We start from the raw sequence: 16,945 nt of genomic DNA, 5'->3' as shown, positions 1-16,945 counted from the left end.
AACCCTTGCGACAGCTGCGGTCTTCGAACCACCGAGCTTTCCTGCCATGTCTCTGGATTACCTGGGCAACCCCATCGATAGCGACCTCCCCGCCACCCGACTCGGCATCGACGACTTCGTCGGTGGCTTCCTCGGCTACCACCCGCGCGCCGAACACATCCTCGCCGCCGCCGATGCCGATCCGGGCTCGCGCCTGGCCAATGCCCTGGCCGGCATCCTGCTGATGTTCAGCGAATCGCCCGAGGGCCCGCGCCTGGCCGAGCGTTATCGCCAGCGCGCCAGTGAAGTGGAAGCCGGCCAGCTGCGGGCCGATCTCTACCTGGCCACTCTCGAAGCCTGGATCGCCGACGACCTGGGCCGGGTGCTGGGCCTGACCGAACAACTGCTCGGGCATTTCCCCCGCGACCTGTTCGCCGCCAAGCTCAACCAGTACGTGGAATTCAACCGCGGCAACTGGCCGGCACTGCTGCGTATCGCCCTCAAGGCACGCGACGCCGCGCCGGAAATCGCCCACAGCCACGGCCTGCTGGCCTTCGCCTACGAACAGTGCCACCTGCTGGACGAAGCCGAAGCCGCCGCCCGCCAGGCGCTGGCGCTACAGGCCGATGAAGCCTGGGCCCAGCACGCCCTGGCCCACGTGTTGCTGACCCGTGGAAGGATCGAGGAAGGCATCGATTTCCTGGAAAGCGTGAAACACCACTGGCAGGGTCTCAACTCGTTCATGTACACCCACAACTGGTGGCACCTGGCGCTGTTCTACCTGGCCCGCGGGCAGGCGCAACGGGTACTGGAGATCTACGACCGGCATGTGTGGGGCATTCTCCCGGAGTACTCCCAGGACCAGGTCGGCGCGGTGTCATTGCTGGCCCGCCTGGAACTGGCCGGCATCGATGTCGGCCAGCGCTGGCAGGCGCTGGCGCCGTACCTGCGGGTGCGGGTCGGCGATACGGTACAGCCGTTTCTCAGCGTGCAGTACCTGTATGGCCTGGCGCGTGCCGGCCTGGCTGAGGCGGACCAACTGCTCGACGCCCTGCGCGAACGCAGTCTCTCTGCGCCGGCCTTCAGTCGCGGCACCTGGGCCCAGGTCACCCTGCCCCTGGCCGAAGGTTTGCTGGCCCATGCCCGTGGTGGCTGGGACACCGCAGCGCAACGCCTGGGCAGCGTGCTGCCACGCCTCAATGATATTGGCGGCAGCCATGCCCAGCGCGACCTGTTCGCCCAGATCGAACTGGACGCGCGGCTGCACGCGGGCGACTGGCTGGTGGCGCAACAGACCCTGGAGCTGCGCCGCGGCTACGATGCGCTGGATGTGCCGACCAACCGGCATCTGGTGCGGGTGTACGAGGCCTTGGGATTGCCGACGGAGGCCGAGCGGGCCAAGGCTCGAATCGAGCACCGGTCGGCCGGGCAATAATTACCGCAGACGCCGCAAGACTGGATTGCCCCCAAGGGTTGGATGGATCTCCAACTTCTTGGGGCAGTCCAAACCGTAGGAGCCAACAGTCTTTAGCCCGCAACTGATGAGCGGCAAAACTGGCTCCCAGGCTGTGTATGAAATTGTTTGAAACGCAGGTTAGGCAAGGCAAAAACCGGCGAGGAAGCGCAGTTTACTGGCGTAAATGAGCATTCCGAGCCGGTTTTTAACGCCGCATAACCAAGTTTCAAGCGATTTCATACATAGCCTAGGAAGTACAGCAGTGACCACCTGGCTGGTGTACACCGCAGAACCGTGGGAGCCGGACCGCCGGCTCCCACGGTTCTGCGGTGGACTCATGAGGGATTGGCGCAATCACTTGCGCGCTTCGAACACTCCCCGCGCGATCGCCCGGGCCACGCAATCGGCCGCCGCCGAGCCGATGTAGCCGATCTGCACCTGTCGGCGCGGCCCTTCCACCAACGCCAGCTCACCAGACGCCAGGGCAAACACGGTATCGCCATCGAACGGCAGGTGCGCCGGCCGCACCGCACGGGCGATGCCGTCCTGGGCCATGATCGCCACGCGCTTGCACTCGGCGGTGCTCAGCCGGGCATTGCAGGCCACCACCACCAGCGTGGTATTGGCCCCGGCCTGCAGGCGGCCCATGCTGTCCAGTCGCGACAGTTCCGGCATCGGGTCACTGGCGTCCACCGTCCCGGCAGGGCGCGCTCCGCCGAACTCGCCAGCGATCTCCCAGGGCCAGGACCAGAAGGTCTGGCCGTCCGGCATGTACACCGAACCGATCGGGTTGGCCACCACCAGCGCCGCCACCACCAGGCCATCCTCCAGCGCCAGCGACGCCGAGCCGAGCCCGCCCTTGAGTACACCGGCCATCGCTCCGCGGCCAGCCCCTACCGAGCCCAGCGCGAAATCCTCGGCGGCATTGTCCAGCGCCTCGAAGCCCAACCGGCGATACGGCGGCTCCAGCCCCCACTGCTTGTCACCGCCGTTGGCCAGGTCATGCAGCACCGCCGCCGGTACGATCGGAATCGCCGGCGCCCCGGCCTTCAGGTGCAAGCCGACCTCCTGCTGCGACAGCGCCGCCGCCACTGCATCCGCCGCGCCCAGACCGAACACCGAGCCGCCGGCGAATACCAGCGCATGCAGTTGCCCGACCATGTTTTCCGGCTCCAGCGCCGCCGACTCCCGACCACCCGGCCCGCCACCCCGAATGTCGATGCTGGCCGTCCAGGCGCCGTCGGTACGGATCACCGTCACGCCCGTGTCGACCCGCAGGTCGGTGGCGTTTCCGACGCGAACGCCAGGTACATCGGTCAACAGGTTACGGGGTCCCGGTAGCGGCATAGTCATGTCCTGAGTTGAAGAAGGCGACATCCTGTAGGAGCGGGCTTGCCCGCGAATGGGCCCTTGAGATCGCAAAAGCTTCGCGGGCAAGCCCGCTCCCACAACGGCGGTAAACAATGTATCGGGAGTATTCAGCAAGTGATGTGCCAGCCGCCGATTTCCCCGTGTTGATTCGACAAGCGCCACAGCGCCCTGTTGCTAACCCAGCAGCCACCGTCGCGACTGCTGACAAAGCAACACTCGCCTTCCCCGCCACGCCCAGCCACAGCGCGCTGTAGAAAAACCAGCAGCCTGAATCACCGCCGTTGGAAAAACACCAGCCGCTCCCTGCCGCCTAAGCCAAGCCATTGATTCCAAAGGGTGAAAACAGCTGGCACAGGCCTTGCTCTATCGCCACCAGCAGAGCTTGAGACCGCGGCCATCGCGCCGGTCCGGCAACAAGCCGTCACTGACCACGCTTGCGACGACCCGCCACGACACCGTCGCCTTACCCGACAGGGCTGGCCCCGCCAAGGGCCATGCCGGGGAACCACTGGAGCGATTCACATCATGAGTTCGACACATGCCGCCGGCCGCCAGGCCCGTACCACCTTCACCCACAGCCTGCTGTTCCTCGCCGTCTGCGAGGCGCTGAGCCATAGCAGCCTGGCCCTCGCCGCCGACACCGCCAGCAGCGACAACCCGCTGGATACCGTGGTGGTCATCGGCAACCGCGGCCAGGCCCGCACCCTGGCCGAAAGCCCGGCCCCGGTGGACGTCATTTCCTCCAAGCAACTGCTCGCCACCGGCCAGGGTGACCTGACCCGTGCACTGAGCAAGGTGCTGCCGTCGCTGAACCTGCCGGCCTCTTCCGGCTACGGCTCGGCCTCGGTGGTCCGTCCCATCAGCCTGCGCGGCCTGAACGGTGACCAGGTGCTGGTGCTGGTCAACGGCAAGCGTCGCCACAACAGCGCCCTGCTCAACAACGGCACCTTCCTCAACTCCGGCTCGCAACCGGTGGACCTGGACATGATCCCCACCGCCCTGGTCGATCACGTCGAAGTCCTGCGTGACGGTGCCTCGGCCCAGTACGGCTCCGACGCCATCGGCGGCGTGGTCAACATCGTGCTCAAGCAGACCGACCACGGCGGCAGCCTGTCCACCAGCTACGGCCAGAACTTCGAGAACGGCGATGGCGAGACCGCCCGCCAGACCGGCAACCTCGGCCTGTCGCTGCCCAACGACGGTTTCATCAACCTGGCCCTGGACGTGAAGAAACAGAACATCTCCGACCGCTCGGACGATGCGCCCTATACCGACAGTGCCGGCAATACCAGCCTGCGCCACACCTATTACGGCACCGGTCTGCCGGAGGCGCGCAACTTCAGCTTCGGCTACAACGCCGAGCTGCCGGTGGACGACGCCCTGACCCTGTATTCGTTCTCCACCTACACCCGGCGCAACTCGGAAAAACCCCTGGCCTTCCACCAGCCGGCCAGCTTCGACGGCATCGCCACGCCGTTCCCCGAGGGCATCGAGGACACCCTGCGCTTCATCGAGAACGACTTCCAGGTCGCGGTCGGTGGCAAGGGCAAGCTCGCCGGCTGGGACTACGACCTGTCCAGCACCTACGGCCAGGACCACGCCCAGGCCACCCTGCGGCACACCTACAACCTCAGCTACGGGCCGGACTCGCCAACCTCGGTCGACACCGGGGTCAAGACCTTCAGCCAGTGGACCAACAACCTCGACCTGACCCGCGCCTTCGATCTCGGCCTGGCCAAGCCGACGCAGATTTCCTGGGGCCTGGAACAACGCTACGAGAACTACAAGATCGGCAAGGGTGACTACGAGTCCTATGCCCTGGGCGACTTCAGCACCGGTGCCAGCGGCAACCCGATCGCACCGGGCACCATTTCCGGCGCCGGCACCACGCCAGCCGATGCCGCGCAGAAGGGCCGCACCAGCGTCGCCACCTACGCCGAGATCGGCCAGGACCTGACCGACCAGTGGCACGTCGACCTGGCCGGCCGCTACGAGCACTACAACGACGGTTCCGGCACCACCACCAACGGCAAGCTCGCCACCCGCTACCAATTGACGCCGATCCTCGCCGTGCGCGGCAGTTTCAGCACCGGCTTCCGCGCACCGTCGCTGGCCCAGCAGATCTACAGCTCGACCTCGCAGAGCAGCGTCAACGGCAACCTGATCGACTACCGCAACGTCGCGGTCGACTCCGCCGTGGCCAAGGCCCTCGGCGCCGAAACCCTCAAGCCCGAGAAGTCGACCAACTTCGGCCTGGGCCTGACGCTGCAGCCGATCGACAACGCCAGCGTCACCCTCGATGCGTATCAGATCAAGATCAAGGACCGCATCGCCCAGACCGGCTACCTCGGCGGAACCCCGCAGATCAACGCGATCCTCGCCGCAGCCGGGCTCAACACCAACCAGGCGGTCACCTACTTCACCAACGCCCTGGACACCACCACCCGCGGCATCGACCTGGTCGGCGACTACCGCCAGAACCTCGGCGCCTATGGCAGCCTGCGCTACACCCTGGGCTTCAACTGGAACACCACCGAGATCGATGCGATCCACGCCTCGGACGTCGCCCAGCAGGCGCTCGGCCCGGACGGTGGCTACGACCGCCAGCGCCAGGGCAACCTCAAGCACGGCACGCCGGAATCCAAGCTGCTGCTGGGCGGCACCTGGACCATCGACAAGTTCGATGTCGGCCTGAACCTGACCCGCTATGGCGAGTACACCCAGTACGGCACCGCGGCGATCTACGACCGCACCTTCGCGCCGACCTGGATCACCGACCTCAATGTCGACTACCACGTGACCAAGGCCATCACCCTCACCGCCGGGGCCAACAACCTGTTCAACATCTATCCGGAGCGCACCAAGCTGGCGAGCAGCTCGGGCGGCTTCCCCTACGGCAACTTCTCGCCCTACGGCACCACCGGCGGCTACTGGTACACCGGCGTGACCTACAACTTCTGACCCACCTGGCGGCGCCAGCGATCGAACGGATCGCCGGCGCCGCCCGCCCAACGGGAGCCCGTTCATGACCCGCCGAACCGACCAACTCAAGCTCGGAGCCTTTCTCGCCAACAGCGGCCATCATGTCGCGGCCTGGCGTCACCCCCTGGCCCAGGCCGATGCCAGCCTGGATTTCGCCCACTTCAGGGCGATTGCCGAAACCGCCGAACGCGGCAAGTTCGACGCCCTGTTCATCGCCGACGTGGTCGCGCTCTGGGGCCACCACCACGATGCCCTGAGCCGCACCGCCCGCGCCGAGCACTTCGAACCCCTGACGCTGATGTCCGCCCTGGCGGCCGTCACCACCCACATCGGCCTGATCGCCACGGCCACCACCAGCTACAACGAGCCGTACCACATCGCCCGCAAGTTCGCTTCCCTCGACCATCTCTCCGGCGGCCGCGCAGCCTGGAACCTGGTGACCTCGGTGGTTTCCGACGAGGCCTGGAACTTCGGCCGCGAGCAGCACATCGACCACGGCGACCGCTACCAGCGCGCCGAGGAATTCCACGACGTGGTCAAGGGCCTGTGGGACAGCTGGGACGACGACGCCTTCGTTCGTGACAAGGCCAGCGGCCAGTACTTCGACCCCGCCAAGCTGCACACCCTCAACCATCGTGGCGAACACTTTGCCGTGCGCGGCCCGCTGAACGTCGCCCGGCCCCCCCAGGGCCATCCGGTGCTGGTCCAGGCCGGCGCCTCGCCAGCCGGCCGGACCCTCGCCGCCCGTGTTGCCGAAGTCATCTTCGCCTCCGCCAGCGACCTGGCCGACGCGCAGGCCTTCTACCAGGACATCAAGGCCCGTGCCGCCGACCTCGGCCGCGACCCGGACCATATCAAGATCCTCCCCGGCATCACGCCGTTCATCGCCGAGAGCCGCGAACAGGCCCAGGCCCTGTTCGACGAGTTCCAGGCGCTGATCGACCCGGTACTCGGCCTGCGCCTGCTGGCCGACACCCTCGGCGAGGATATCGACCTGAGCGGTCATGACCTCGACGGCCCGTTGCCGGAGACCCCGGTCGGCCAGCGCGGCAGTCGCCGCGACAAGGTGCTGGAACTGGCACAGAAGGAGAACCTCAGCATCCGCCAGCTGTACCTGCGCCTGGCCGGCGGCAACCCGGTGATTGGCACCGCTGCCGATATCGCCGACCACTTCGAGGCCTGGTTCGAGGCTCGCGCCTGCGACGGCTTCAACGTGTTCTTCCCGTACTTTCCGGGAGGCATCGAGGTGTTCGTCGACCAGGTGATTCCGCTGTTGCAGGAACGCGGGCTGTTCCGCCGTGAATACCAGGGTCGGACCCTGCGCGAGAACCTCGGACTGCCACGTCCGGCCAACCGGTTCAGTCGACCATGAGCGGCGGTTTTTCCCTCGGTTTTCTCAGCCGCGTCTACCGTCCGATCTTCGACCCCCAGGTCTACCGCGACACCCTGGAGCTGTTTCGTGTCGCCGGGGAACTGGGCTTCGACAGCGGCTGGGTGGCCCAGCATCACTTCGCCAGCGAACAGGGGCGCCTGCCCTCGCCGCTGGTGCTGCTGGCGGCGGTCGCCCAACGTACCCGGCGCATTGCCCTGGGCACCGGAATCATCGTGCTGCCCCAGGAGGATCCATTGCGCCTGGCCGAGGACGCGGCGGTACTCGACCTGCTCAGCGGCGGCCGCCTGGAACTGGGCCTGGGTGCCGGTTTCGACCCGCAGACCTACGACGCCTTCGGTCTCGACCACGGCGAGCGTCACCGCGACTACGAAACCCGCCTGCAGCGCCTGCGCTCGGCCCTCGGCAATGCGCCGCTGAGCGACGACGGCCCGCGCCTGCTGCCCCGTGCCGAAGGTCTCGGGCGGCGGTTGTGGGAAGCGACCTCGCGGGTCGAGTTGGTCGCTGCTCGTGGCAACGGGCTGATCATGGCCCCCAATCCGCACCTGCCGCCCGAGGCCGGCGTGGAACTGGTGGAGCGCTATCGCCAGGCCTGGACCGGCGACAACGGCACCCCGGCGCGAGTGGCCAGGGTGCAGGCGGTGTTCCCCGGCGCGGATGCCGCAGCGCCCGGTTCGACACTGCACAGCGATATCCTCGCCTACGTGCGCCGCCAGCAGAGCATCGGCGTCTACCGGGCCGGACTCGATGCCGACTTCAACCAGGTGCTCGCCCGTCTCGGGGTGCTCCACGGGGAGCCGGAACAGATTGTCGAGGCGCTCGCCCAAGGGCCGCGCCTGGGCGTCAACGACCACCTGGTGCTACAGGTCCAGACGGCCAATACGTCACTGCGCGAGGCCATCCGGGCCTTGGAAATCATCCGCGAACGGATCGCCCCCGCGCTGGGTTGGCAGCCGAACCCGCCGCGCCCCTCGCCTTCGGAGCAACAGCACGCATGAGCAACGCCAGACCCTTCAAGCTGGGTTTCCTCAGCCACGCCTTTGGTGACGACCCGCAACAGGTCTACCGTGACCTGATCGAACAATTCGAAGTGGCCGAGGCCCTGGGCTTCGACGGTGGCTGGATCGCCCAGCATCACCTGAGCAACGGTTTCGGCCGCCTGCCCTCGCCCTTGATCCTGTTGTCGGCGATCACCGAACGCACGCAGCGGATCGAACTGGGCACCGGCGTCATCGTCCTGCCGTTCGAAGACCCGGTGCGCCTGGCCGAGGACGCCAGCGTGCTCGACAGCCTCAGTGGCGGCCGGGTGCAACTGGGGCTGGGCAGCGGGGGAGCCAACCTCGACAACTTCGCCGCCTTCCGGCGCGACGCCGAGACGCGTCAGCGGGACTTCACCCGCCATCAGCAGCGGCTGCAGCAACTGCTCGAGGGCGGCCCGGTGGACGCTTCCAGTGACCTGACCCTGCAACCGCCGGCGACGGGGCTTGCACGGCGTCTCTGGCATTCCCATGGCAGCCTTGAGGGGGCGGCCCATACCGCACGACAGGGCAACGGCCTGCTGCTGGGCACCGCCACGCATGATCCGCTGACCGTGCAGAAACCGCTGGCAGACGCCTACCTGAACGCCTGGCCGCACATCGACCGGGCGCCACGCATCGGCGTGGTCCGGGCGATCTTCCCGGCGGCCGATCGCGTCAGCGCCCAGGCCGAACTGGCGGTGGACATCGAACGGCATATCCCGCGCCTCAAGCGCGAGGGACTGATCGACGAAGCCGTCGACCTGCAGGAGCACCTGCGGCTGATGAACGTCCATCACGGCCACCCTGATGAAGTGGTGGCGAGCCTGCGCCAGGACCCCTCGCTGCTACCCTATGCCGATTATGTGATTGCCGTGGTCCAGGCCGAAAGCTCGACCCAGGCACAGATCCTGCGCCGACTGGAAATCCTCGCCGGCGAAATCGCCCCGGCCCTGGGCTGGAAGCCCGTTATCGCTCCGAGAACTGCGCATGGCACTTGAATTCAGCTGGCAACTGCCGCTCTGCGGCCCAAGCCAAACCCCGGGCTGGGCCCAGCGCCCCGGCGAGTGGATGCAACTGGCCCAGGCCGCGGAATACGCCGGGCTCGACGGCCTGTGGATTCCCGGCGGCGCGCATTGCGCCGACAGCCTCGGCGTGGCGGCCGCGCTCTGTGCCCATACCCGGCACCTGCAACTGACCGTCAGTGTGCCGCCGGAAGTCATGCTGCCCGCCGCGCTTGCGGCCACGCTGCAGAGCCTGCAGTCGATCAGTTCCCAACGCGTGCGCCTGCACCTGCCCGACAGCGAACAGGGCAGCCTGCGCAGCGCCTTCGGCGAATGGCTCAACCGTGACCAGCGTAACGAGCGCATCGGCGAATACCTGGAAATCCTCGGCCCGCTGTTGCAACCCGAAGGCAGCGAGTTCAACTATGACGGCCGCTACTTCCAGCTGGAAAACGCCGGCATCGGCCGCCGTCCGTTACCAGCGCCGCCGCTCATCCTGGACGATTCCCAGGACGCTGCGCTGATCGCCCGTCACGCCCAGGTCTGCCTGCTGCGCTCCGGCGCACCGGACTGGCTGCGGCAAGCCATCGAACGCCTGCGCGACGACCAGGGCCGGCTGGTCTTCGCCAGCAGTTTCGGACTGATCGCGCGCGACACCGAGGACGAAGCCTGGGACGCCGCCGAGAGGGTTCTGCAACAGGCCCGGCTGAGCCTCCCGGAAACGCCCGCGCAGGTCCTGCCGCTCAAGCGCCACCGGCACCCGGCACGGCGCTTCGAGATCCATCCCAACTTGTGGCAACCGCACAGCGACCAACCGTTGTGCCTGGTCGGCACGCCACATCAGATCGCCACCCGCCTGCAACAGCTGCACGGACTGGGGCTGGGCCAGGTGATCATCCAGGGCGAGCCGGCGGTGCGCGAGCTGTTGCGCTTTGGCGAACAGATCCTGCCGTTGCTGACGGCCCAAGGTTTGCGCAAGGAGCGCTGCTGAAATGATCCAAGAACACCGCTCGCCCCTGGAAATCGACTGGTTCCTGCCCACCAACGGCGACGGCCGCCACCTGACCAGCAGCGGCCTGCCCCGCACCGGCCTGTTGCAGGCCGGCGAACGGGCGCCGACCCTGGACTACCTGCGCCAGATCGTCCGGGCCAGCGAACTGGCCGGCTTCGACTCGATCATGGTGCCGACCGCCAGCGGCTTCGAAGACCCCTGGCTGATCACCGCCGTGCTGGCCCAGGAAGTACGCCGGCTGAAATTCCTGCTGACCCTGCGCCCCGGCCTCGAACTGCCCGCCTACACCGCGCACCGCGCCGCGACCCTGCAACTGCTCAGCGAGAACCGCCTGGCCCTGCATGTGGTCAGCGGCTCCAGTCGTTTCGAGCAACGTTCGCTGGGCGACTACCTCGAACACGATGAGCGTTATGCCCGCACCGCGGAGTTTCTCCAGGTGTTCCAGGCGGTCTGGTCCGGCAAGGGCCTGCCCTTCCACGGTCGCTACTACCGCAGTACCAGCGCCACGCCGATCAGCCCTCACGCGGCGGCGCCGGCGATCTATTTCGGCGGTGCCTCGGCAGCGGCCGAACAGGTCGGCGCGACCCACGCCCAGACCTACCTGATGTGGTGCGAACCACCGGCGATGATCGCCGAACGCATCCAGCACATGCGCGAACTGGCCGCACGGCAGGGGCGCAGCCTGCGCTTCGGCTTGCGCCTGCACATCTTCGCCGCGGCCACCGACGACCAGGCCTGGGCCCATGTCGAGAAGCTGCTGGAAGAAATTCCCAAGGAGGCCATCGACCGCGCGCAGACACAGATGGCGGCCTATGAGTCGGTTGGCCAGAGCCGCCAGACACAGTTGGTCCAGGGACGCGGCAGGCGGGCGCGGGAGCTGGAAGTGTCGGCGAACCTGTGGGCCGGTGTCGGCCTGGTGCGCGGGGGCGCCGGTACCGCGCTGGTCGGCAGCTACGAACAGGTGGCGCAGCGGATCGAGGAATATCACCAGTTGGGTGTCGACAGCTTCATCCTGTCAGGCTTTCCTCACCTTGAGGAAGCGATTCACCTGGGCAGTGAGCTGTTGCCGCGGTTGCGGCGGATCGGTGCGACGCAGCGGCAGGCCGGGAAGCTTGGTTGAGGTTTTGTCGTGTATGTGGGGGCCCTTTCGCGGATAAATCCGGCTCCCACAAGGTTCAGCGGCGATCATGAATAAGGTGGACAGCGCAACACTGTGGGAGCCGGATTTATCCGCGAAGAGGCCCACAAACCCTGCACAAAACCCTAAAACTCCCCACAGGTTCAGGCCTTGCTGCGCCCCTTGAGCATGCCGTGATTGACCAGCAGCGTACGCATCGCGTTGCGGGTAATCCCCAGCAGCTCGGCACTGCGCAACTGGTTGAACCCGGAAAAGGCAAACGCCTCGCGGACGATCAGGTCCTCGATATCGTGCAACAAACTCTCCCCCGGCACCTCGAACAGGCGCAGCAGTTGCTCGCGGATCACCTCCTGCGGCACCCGTGACACGGCGCTGCTACTGGACTGGCTCGTCGCGCTGAGGCCGGCGGAGAACTTCAGGTGTTCCGGACGAATCGGCTTGTCACCCGCCACCAGCAAGGCCAGGTGCACGACATTCTCCAGCTCGCGGATATTACCCGGCCAGGGATAGTCGAGCAGCGCCTGGGTGGCCGCCTCGGAGAGCATCGGTTCGACGATTTTCAGCCGCTGGCTGTAGAGTTTGCGAAAGTGCTCCACCAGCGGCAGGATGTCCAGCGGCCGCTCGCGCAGCGGCAGTACGCGGACTTGGGCAACGTTGATGCGGTAGAACAGGTCGAGACGGAAATTGCCCGCCTCCACCGCCTGTTCCAGGTCGATGTTGGTCGCCGTGACCAGGCGGATATTGATCCGGATCGGCTTGCGCGAGCCGACCCGGACGATCTCCTGCTCCTGCAGCGCCCGCAGCAGCTTGACCTGCAACGGCAGCGGCAGGTCGCCGATCTCGTCGAGGAACAGCGTGCCGCCATCGGCCTCCTCGAACCAGCCGGCACGCCGCCCGACCGCGCCGGAAAAGGCACCGGCCTCATGCCCGAAGAACTCGCTTTCGGCCAGGGTTTCGCTGATCGCCCCGCAGTTCACCGCAACGAAGGCACCGCTGCGACCGCTGGCCGAGTGAATGTAGCGCGCCACCAGCTCCTTGCCGGTGCCAGTCTCGCCATTGATCAGCACCGGCGCCTCGCTCGGTCCGACTCTTTGCAGGTAGTCGAGCAACTGCCGCGAGCGCGGGTCGGCAAACACCAGGGCCTTGGCACGAATCGACAACGGGTCCTTTTCGCCCTGCGGCAGGGTCAGGATCGGGCCGGGCTGCCCGGCGCGGGTACTCATAGCTTGGCGATGGACACTTCGGTGGACTTGACGAAGGCGATCACCTCGCTGCCCACCGACAGCTCGAGGTCGCGCACCGAGCGCGTGGTGATCACCGAGGTGACGATACCCGAAGCGGTTTGCACATCGATCTCGGACAATACCTGGCCGAGATTGATTTCCTTGATGACGCCACGGAACTGGTTGCGGACGTTGATAGCCTTGATGGTCATGGGCAGCTTCCTGTCTGGGAGAGTGGTGCGCACGTCGTACGCCTTGCCGCTAAGTTGCACGTTTCTCCGACTTTTCAAAAGGAATTAATAATCATCATTTTATTCCTTTTGGAAATAACACAATGAATCTTCCCGGCCATTTGCCCGCCATGACTAGTGGCCTGTACGGTTAATTCGGGTACTTAAACGCTTGGACTCGAATTTGAGTATGCGAATTAACCGTACAGGCCACTAGACTCATTCTTGCGCGGCGGAACCCCGTGGACCGACCGTTGCCACATGGATAACCCCGATTTCCCGAGGAGGCTTCAATGCGAACGCTCGATCTGGCCGGCGTGGCCGTTCCCGTCATCGGCCAGGGTACCTGGCGCATGGGCGAGGATCGCCAGCAGCGGGCCCATGAGGTGCGAGCCCTGCAAACCGGCATCGACCTGGGCATGACCCTGATCGACACGGCCGAAATGTATGGCGAAGGCGGTGCCGAGGAAGTGGTCGGCCAGGCCATTGCCGGGCAGCGCGACAAGGTGTTCCTGGTCAGCAAGGTCTACCCGCACAACGCCAGCCGCAAGGGCATTCCCCTGGCCTGCGAGCGCAGCCTCAAGCGCCTGGGCACCGAGTACATCGACCTGTACCTGCTGCACTGGCGCGGCCAGTACCCGCTGGAGGAAACCGTCGAGGCCTTCGAACGCCTGCGCGAGCAGGGCCGGATCGGCCGCTGGGGCGTGTCCAACTTCGATGTCGACGACCTGCAGGAACTGGCCTCGCCGTTCTGCGCCACCAACCAGGTGCTGTACAACCTGGAGGAGCGCGGCATTGAATTCGACCTGCTGCCCTGGTGGCAGCAACACAACCTGCCACTGATGGCCTACTGCCCGGTCGGCCAGGGCGGCGCCCTGCTCGACAGCCCGACGCTCCAGCAGATCGCCGCGCGCCACGACGCCACCCCGGCACAGGTGGCACTGGCCTGGGTGATCCGCCATGAAGGTGTGCTGGCGATTCCCAAGGCAGTCAACCTGGAGCACGTACGCCTCAACGCGGCTGCCGTGCAACTGGAGCTGGACGAACACGACCTGGACGCCATCGACCGGATCTTCATGCCGCCCAAGCGCAAGCATCGGTTGGCGATGGTGTAATTCCCAACAGACGGGAATCACCTCGATAAAAAAACAGGGGTTCCAGGAAAAAAATCCCGCACAGTGGTATTTCTCTGCAAAAAAGAGAGGAATACCCATGGAAGCCGGAAAAGGCACCGCCGCGCTGGAGAAGGCCTTCGACCTGCTCGAAGCCATCGGCCTCGCCCCCGAAGGCCTGGACACCCAGCAGTTGGCGGCCCGGGTCAATCTGCCCCGCTCCACCCTCTACCGTCTGCTCGGCCTGCTGGTCGAACGGGGCATGGTCCGCCGCGACGCCCACCAGAAGCGCTACCGCCTGGGCTTTCGCTACCTGGAAATGGTCCGGGGCGCCTGGCTGGAACCGGACCTGGTGGCCGCCGCCAGCTTCGAGTTGCGCGCCCTGCGCGACCTGACCGGCGAAACCACCTACCTGGCGATCCGCGATGGCGACCAGGTGCTGTCGCTGGAACGTTGCGACGGTGCCCACAGCCATCGTTCCGCTGCCGCCATGGGCCAGAACAAGCCCATGTATTGCACCGGCCAGGGCAAGGCCATCCTCAGCGCGATGCCCGACAGTGAACGCCGTGACCTGCTCAAACACATGCAGTTGGTGCCGCTCACGCCGCTGACCATCACCGACCGCGACCGCCTGCAGATCGAACTGGAGGTCACCCGTACCCGCGGCTACGCGATCGACGACGAGGAAATTGCCCTGGGCATCCGCTGTGTCGCCGCGCCGGTGGTCGACTCGGCAGGCCAGGTGCGCGGCGCGCTGAGCATCGCCGGGCCGGCCTATCGCCTAACCCGCAAGCGCCTCGACCTGCTCGGGCCGGAGGTCGCCGCCTCGGCCCAGCGAGTCGGCAGCCAACTGGCCGTGCGGCACATCTCGGACCATCCGGACGCCCTGCAGCCGCTCAGCGAACGGTGGGCGTTCCTCGGTGGGCAGCCGCGCTGGAGCGAACGCGAGGCCTGTCTCTACTGGACCGACCGGCTTGGCCCGGCCGTCTACCGGCACGGTGCCCACGGCACGGAAAAGGTATTCCATTGCGAGCGGCCGATTCTCGGCATGGAACTGACCGCCGACGGGCTGTTCGTCGCCCTCGACGAGGAATACCTGTTCGTCACCGAAGGCCGCATACGCAGCCGGGGCCAATGGGGTTTCGGTACGCCGACCTGCCTGTGCAGCGACCGCGAGGGACGGCTATGGGCGGCGATCCGGATGGGCAGCGGCCACTGGAAGGTCGGCGAGGTGCACCGCGACGGCACCCTCGCCAGCCACTGGCAGTTCAACGAGGCGATCAGCGCCCTGTGCTGGGACTCACAGCACAGCCAGCTGTTTGCCCTGGGCGCCGATTCGGGCACCCTCTTTCGCCTCGAACACAGTGGCCAGGTGCGCCGCTTCGCCACTCTGCCCAAGGGCTCCGGGCTGCTCAGCGGATTGGCGGTGGATCATGACGGCAGCGTCTGGACGGCCCTCTCGGGCGGCTGGAGCATCGTCAAGTTCGACCGTGGCGGCAATCTCGAACGCATGGTCGGCGTACCCGTCGCCTCGCCGACCGACCTGTGCTTCGGCGGCGCCGACGGGGCCACGCTGTACATCACCTCGGCCCGCCAGGCGGTCAGTCGTGAAGCACTGAAGACCGCGCCCTGGTCCGGCACGGTCATGAGCACGCCGGTGGACAGTCGCGGAGCCCCGGCCGCCGTCACCCGGGGCCCCGCCTGAGGCTACTTGAGGGCGAAGGTGTAGCTGAGGATCACCCGGTTCTCGTCGCGGCGCTTGGTCACGTCGCCCTGGATCTCGACGTTGCGCCAGCGCAGCGCGAGGTCCTTGAGCGGTCCGCTCTGGATCACGTAGCTGACATCGAGGTTGCGTTCCCATTCCTTGCCGGCATGGCCGTTGACCTGGAAGTTGTCGCCATACACGTAGCGGGTGAAGGCGCTCAGGCCCGGTACGCCGAGGCCGGCGAAGTCGATGTCGTAGCGCGCCTGCCAGGAGCGCTCGCGGGCCCTGTCGAAACGCAGTACCTGGATCGCGTTGGCCACGCCCGGCAGGTCGGTGTCGTGCAGGAACGGCAAGGCACTGTCGCCGGCATTGAACTGGTAGCCCATCGTCACCTTCTGGAAACCATGGGCGGCACTGAGCAGCCCCGAGGTCATGCGGCTGTCGAGCACCCCGGCACGAGCCTGGCCGCTTTCGCTGCTGTCCAGGTAATTTAGGGTGCCGCTGAGCCGCCAGCTTCCGACATCGACGAATTTGGTGCCGGTGTACAGCGTCTGCTGGTAGACGTTCTCCAGGCGCCCGCCCCAAATACCCAGGGACAGGCTCGGGTCCGGGTTCCAGGTACCGCCGAGGTAGTTGAAACGGTCGCTGGTGACGTTCAGATAGTTGCCGGTCTGCATGTCGCGCGAGCCGCTGAACTCGCGGTAGTTGACCTGACGCATCTGGCCGAGACTGAAGCTGAAGTGTTCCAGCTCGTTGACGTCCAGCATCGCGCCCTCGAAGAACTGCGGCAGCAGGCGCGAGTCACCGGCATACACCAGCGGGATCTTCGGGAACAGCCCACCGACCTTCAGTTCGGTTCTGGAGATTTTCATCTTCAACGCCGCCGTGGCCTCGGAGTACTGGTTCTCCGAGCTCGGATCGGCATTGCGCGGCCCACCGGCCCGGTTGTAGGCACCCGGCAGCAGCGCGCTACCGCTGCGGTCCGGGGACGAATCGAGCTTGAGACCCAGGCCGGCGTAGAGGTCCACGCCAAAGGCCACCGGCGTGTCGGTGTACCCCGACTGCGCCTTGAGGATGAAGCCCTGGGCCCACTCCTCGATCTTCGACTGTGCCGGCGGCGTGGAGTCGCGCAGGTCGTGGTTGTAGTAGAAGTTGCGCAGGGTCAGGTTGGCCTTGCTGTCTTCGAAGAAATCCGCCCGGGCGCAGGCCGGCAACAGGCCGGTAACACACAGTGCGAGAACGGGAACGGACGGGGAGCGCAGCGGACGGAATTGCATTGTTATTATTTTCCTTCGGTCGAGTGATGTTGCGGCACCGGCCCATGGAG

Annotated in this window: 13 protein-coding genes; 9 read left to right on the top strand and 4 right to left on the bottom strand. The window is 66.4% G+C overall.

Features of this window, described 5'->3' with window-relative positions; genetic code table 11:
* The first annotated feature begins 46 nt into the window (after positions 1-46).
* Complete coding sequence (locus HU752_RS12165; RefSeq protein ID WP_186680361.1) at positions 47-1,414, top strand: tetratricopeptide repeat protein; 1,368 nt, start codon at positions 47-49, stop codon at positions 1,412-1,414.
* A gap of 375 nt (positions 1,415-1,789) precedes the next feature.
* On the opposite strand, the gene HU752_RS12160 is transcribed toward HU752_RS12165, so the two are convergent.
* Entirely contained in the window at positions 1,790-2,782 is a 993-nt protein-coding gene (locus tag HU752_RS12160; RefSeq protein WP_186680364.1) for a P1 family peptidase, read from the bottom strand.
* 549 nt (positions 2,783-3,331) lie between these two features.
* Between HU752_RS12160 and HU752_RS12155 the strand changes: the two genes are divergently transcribed.
* From HU752_RS12155 to HU752_RS12130, 6 genes are all read left to right on the top strand, one after another.
* The gene (locus HU752_RS12155) at positions 3,332-5,767 is read left to right on the top strand and encodes a TonB-dependent receptor plug domain-containing protein (RefSeq protein ID WP_186680367.1); all 2,436 of its coding nucleotides are present in this window, start codon (positions 3,332-3,334) and stop codon (positions 5,765-5,767) included.
* Positions 5,768-5,831: 64 nt separating this feature from the next.
* The gene (locus HU752_RS12150; protein WP_186680370.1) at positions 5,832-7,160 is read left to right on the top strand and encodes an LLM class flavin-dependent oxidoreductase; all 1,329 of its coding nucleotides are present in this window, start codon (positions 5,832-5,834) and stop codon (positions 7,158-7,160) included.
* On the top strand, positions 7,157-8,176 hold the full coding sequence (locus HU752_RS12145) for an LLM class flavin-dependent oxidoreductase (RefSeq protein ID WP_186680373.1): 1,020 nt from the start codon (positions 7,157-7,159) through the stop codon (positions 8,174-8,176). Before HU752_RS12150 ends, HU752_RS12145 begins: the two co-directional genes overlap by 4 nt.
* Positions 8,173-9,195, top strand: a complete 1,023-nt coding sequence (locus HU752_RS12140; RefSeq protein ID WP_186680376.1) for an LLM class flavin-dependent oxidoreductase — start codon at positions 8,173-8,175, stop codon at positions 9,193-9,195. Before HU752_RS12145 ends, HU752_RS12140 begins: the two co-directional genes overlap by 4 nt.
* Positions 9,185-10,189, top strand: a complete 1,005-nt coding sequence (locus HU752_RS12135; protein ID WP_186680379.1) for an LLM class flavin-dependent oxidoreductase — start codon at positions 9,185-9,187, stop codon at positions 10,187-10,189. The genes HU752_RS12140 and HU752_RS12135 overlap by 11 nt, the downstream gene beginning before the upstream one ends.
* A gap of 1 nt (position 10,190) precedes the next feature.
* Entirely contained in the window at positions 10,191-11,330 is a 1,140-nt protein-coding gene (locus HU752_RS12130) for an LLM class flavin-dependent oxidoreductase (RefSeq protein ID WP_186680382.1), read from the top strand.
* A 161-nt stretch (positions 11,331-11,491) separates the two neighbouring features.
* On the opposite strand, the gene HU752_RS12125 is transcribed toward HU752_RS12130, so the two are convergent.
* Together HU752_RS12125 and HU752_RS12120 are read right to left on the bottom strand one after the other, a co-directional pair.
* Positions 11,492-12,571: a sigma-54 interaction domain-containing protein gene (locus HU752_RS12125; RefSeq protein WP_186680384.1), complete on the bottom strand. Its 1,080-nt coding sequence runs from the start codon at positions 12,569-12,571 to the stop codon at positions 11,492-11,494.
* Complete coding sequence (locus HU752_RS12120; protein WP_186680386.1) at positions 12,568-12,783, bottom strand: TOBE domain-containing protein; 216 nt, start codon at positions 12,781-12,783, stop codon at positions 12,568-12,570. The genes HU752_RS12125 and HU752_RS12120 overlap by 4 nt, the downstream gene beginning before the upstream one ends.
* Positions 12,784-13,094: 311 nt before the next feature.
* Here HU752_RS12120 and HU752_RS12115 point away from each other — a divergent pair, with 311 nt between their 5' ends.
* Together HU752_RS12115 and HU752_RS12110 are read left to right on the top strand one after the other, a co-directional pair.
* Positions 13,095-13,916 (top strand): aldo/keto reductase, encoded by an 822-nt coding sequence (locus HU752_RS12115; protein ID WP_186680388.1) that lies wholly within the window; start codon positions 13,095-13,097, stop codon positions 13,914-13,916.
* A gap of 97 nt (positions 13,917-14,013) precedes the next feature.
* Positions 14,014-15,618, top strand: coding sequence for an IclR family transcriptional regulator domain-containing protein (locus tag HU752_RS12110; RefSeq protein ID WP_186680390.1), 1,605 nt, complete (start codon positions 14,014-14,016; stop codon positions 15,616-15,618).
* 2 nt (positions 15,619-15,620) lie between these two features.
* On the opposite strand, the gene HU752_RS12105 is transcribed toward HU752_RS12110, so the two are convergent.
* Positions 15,621-16,895 (bottom strand): OprD family porin, encoded by a 1,275-nt coding sequence (locus HU752_RS12105; RefSeq protein WP_186680392.1) that lies wholly within the window; start codon positions 16,893-16,895, stop codon positions 15,621-15,623.
* Positions 16,896-16,945: the final 50 nt, after the last annotated feature.

Source organism: Pseudomonas vanderleydeniana (assembly GCF_014268755.2).
GTDB lineage: Bacteria > Pseudomonadota > Gammaproteobacteria > Pseudomonadales > Pseudomonadaceae > Aquipseudomonas > Aquipseudomonas vanderleydeniana.
This window is presented reverse-complemented; position numbering and strand designations above follow the sequence as displayed.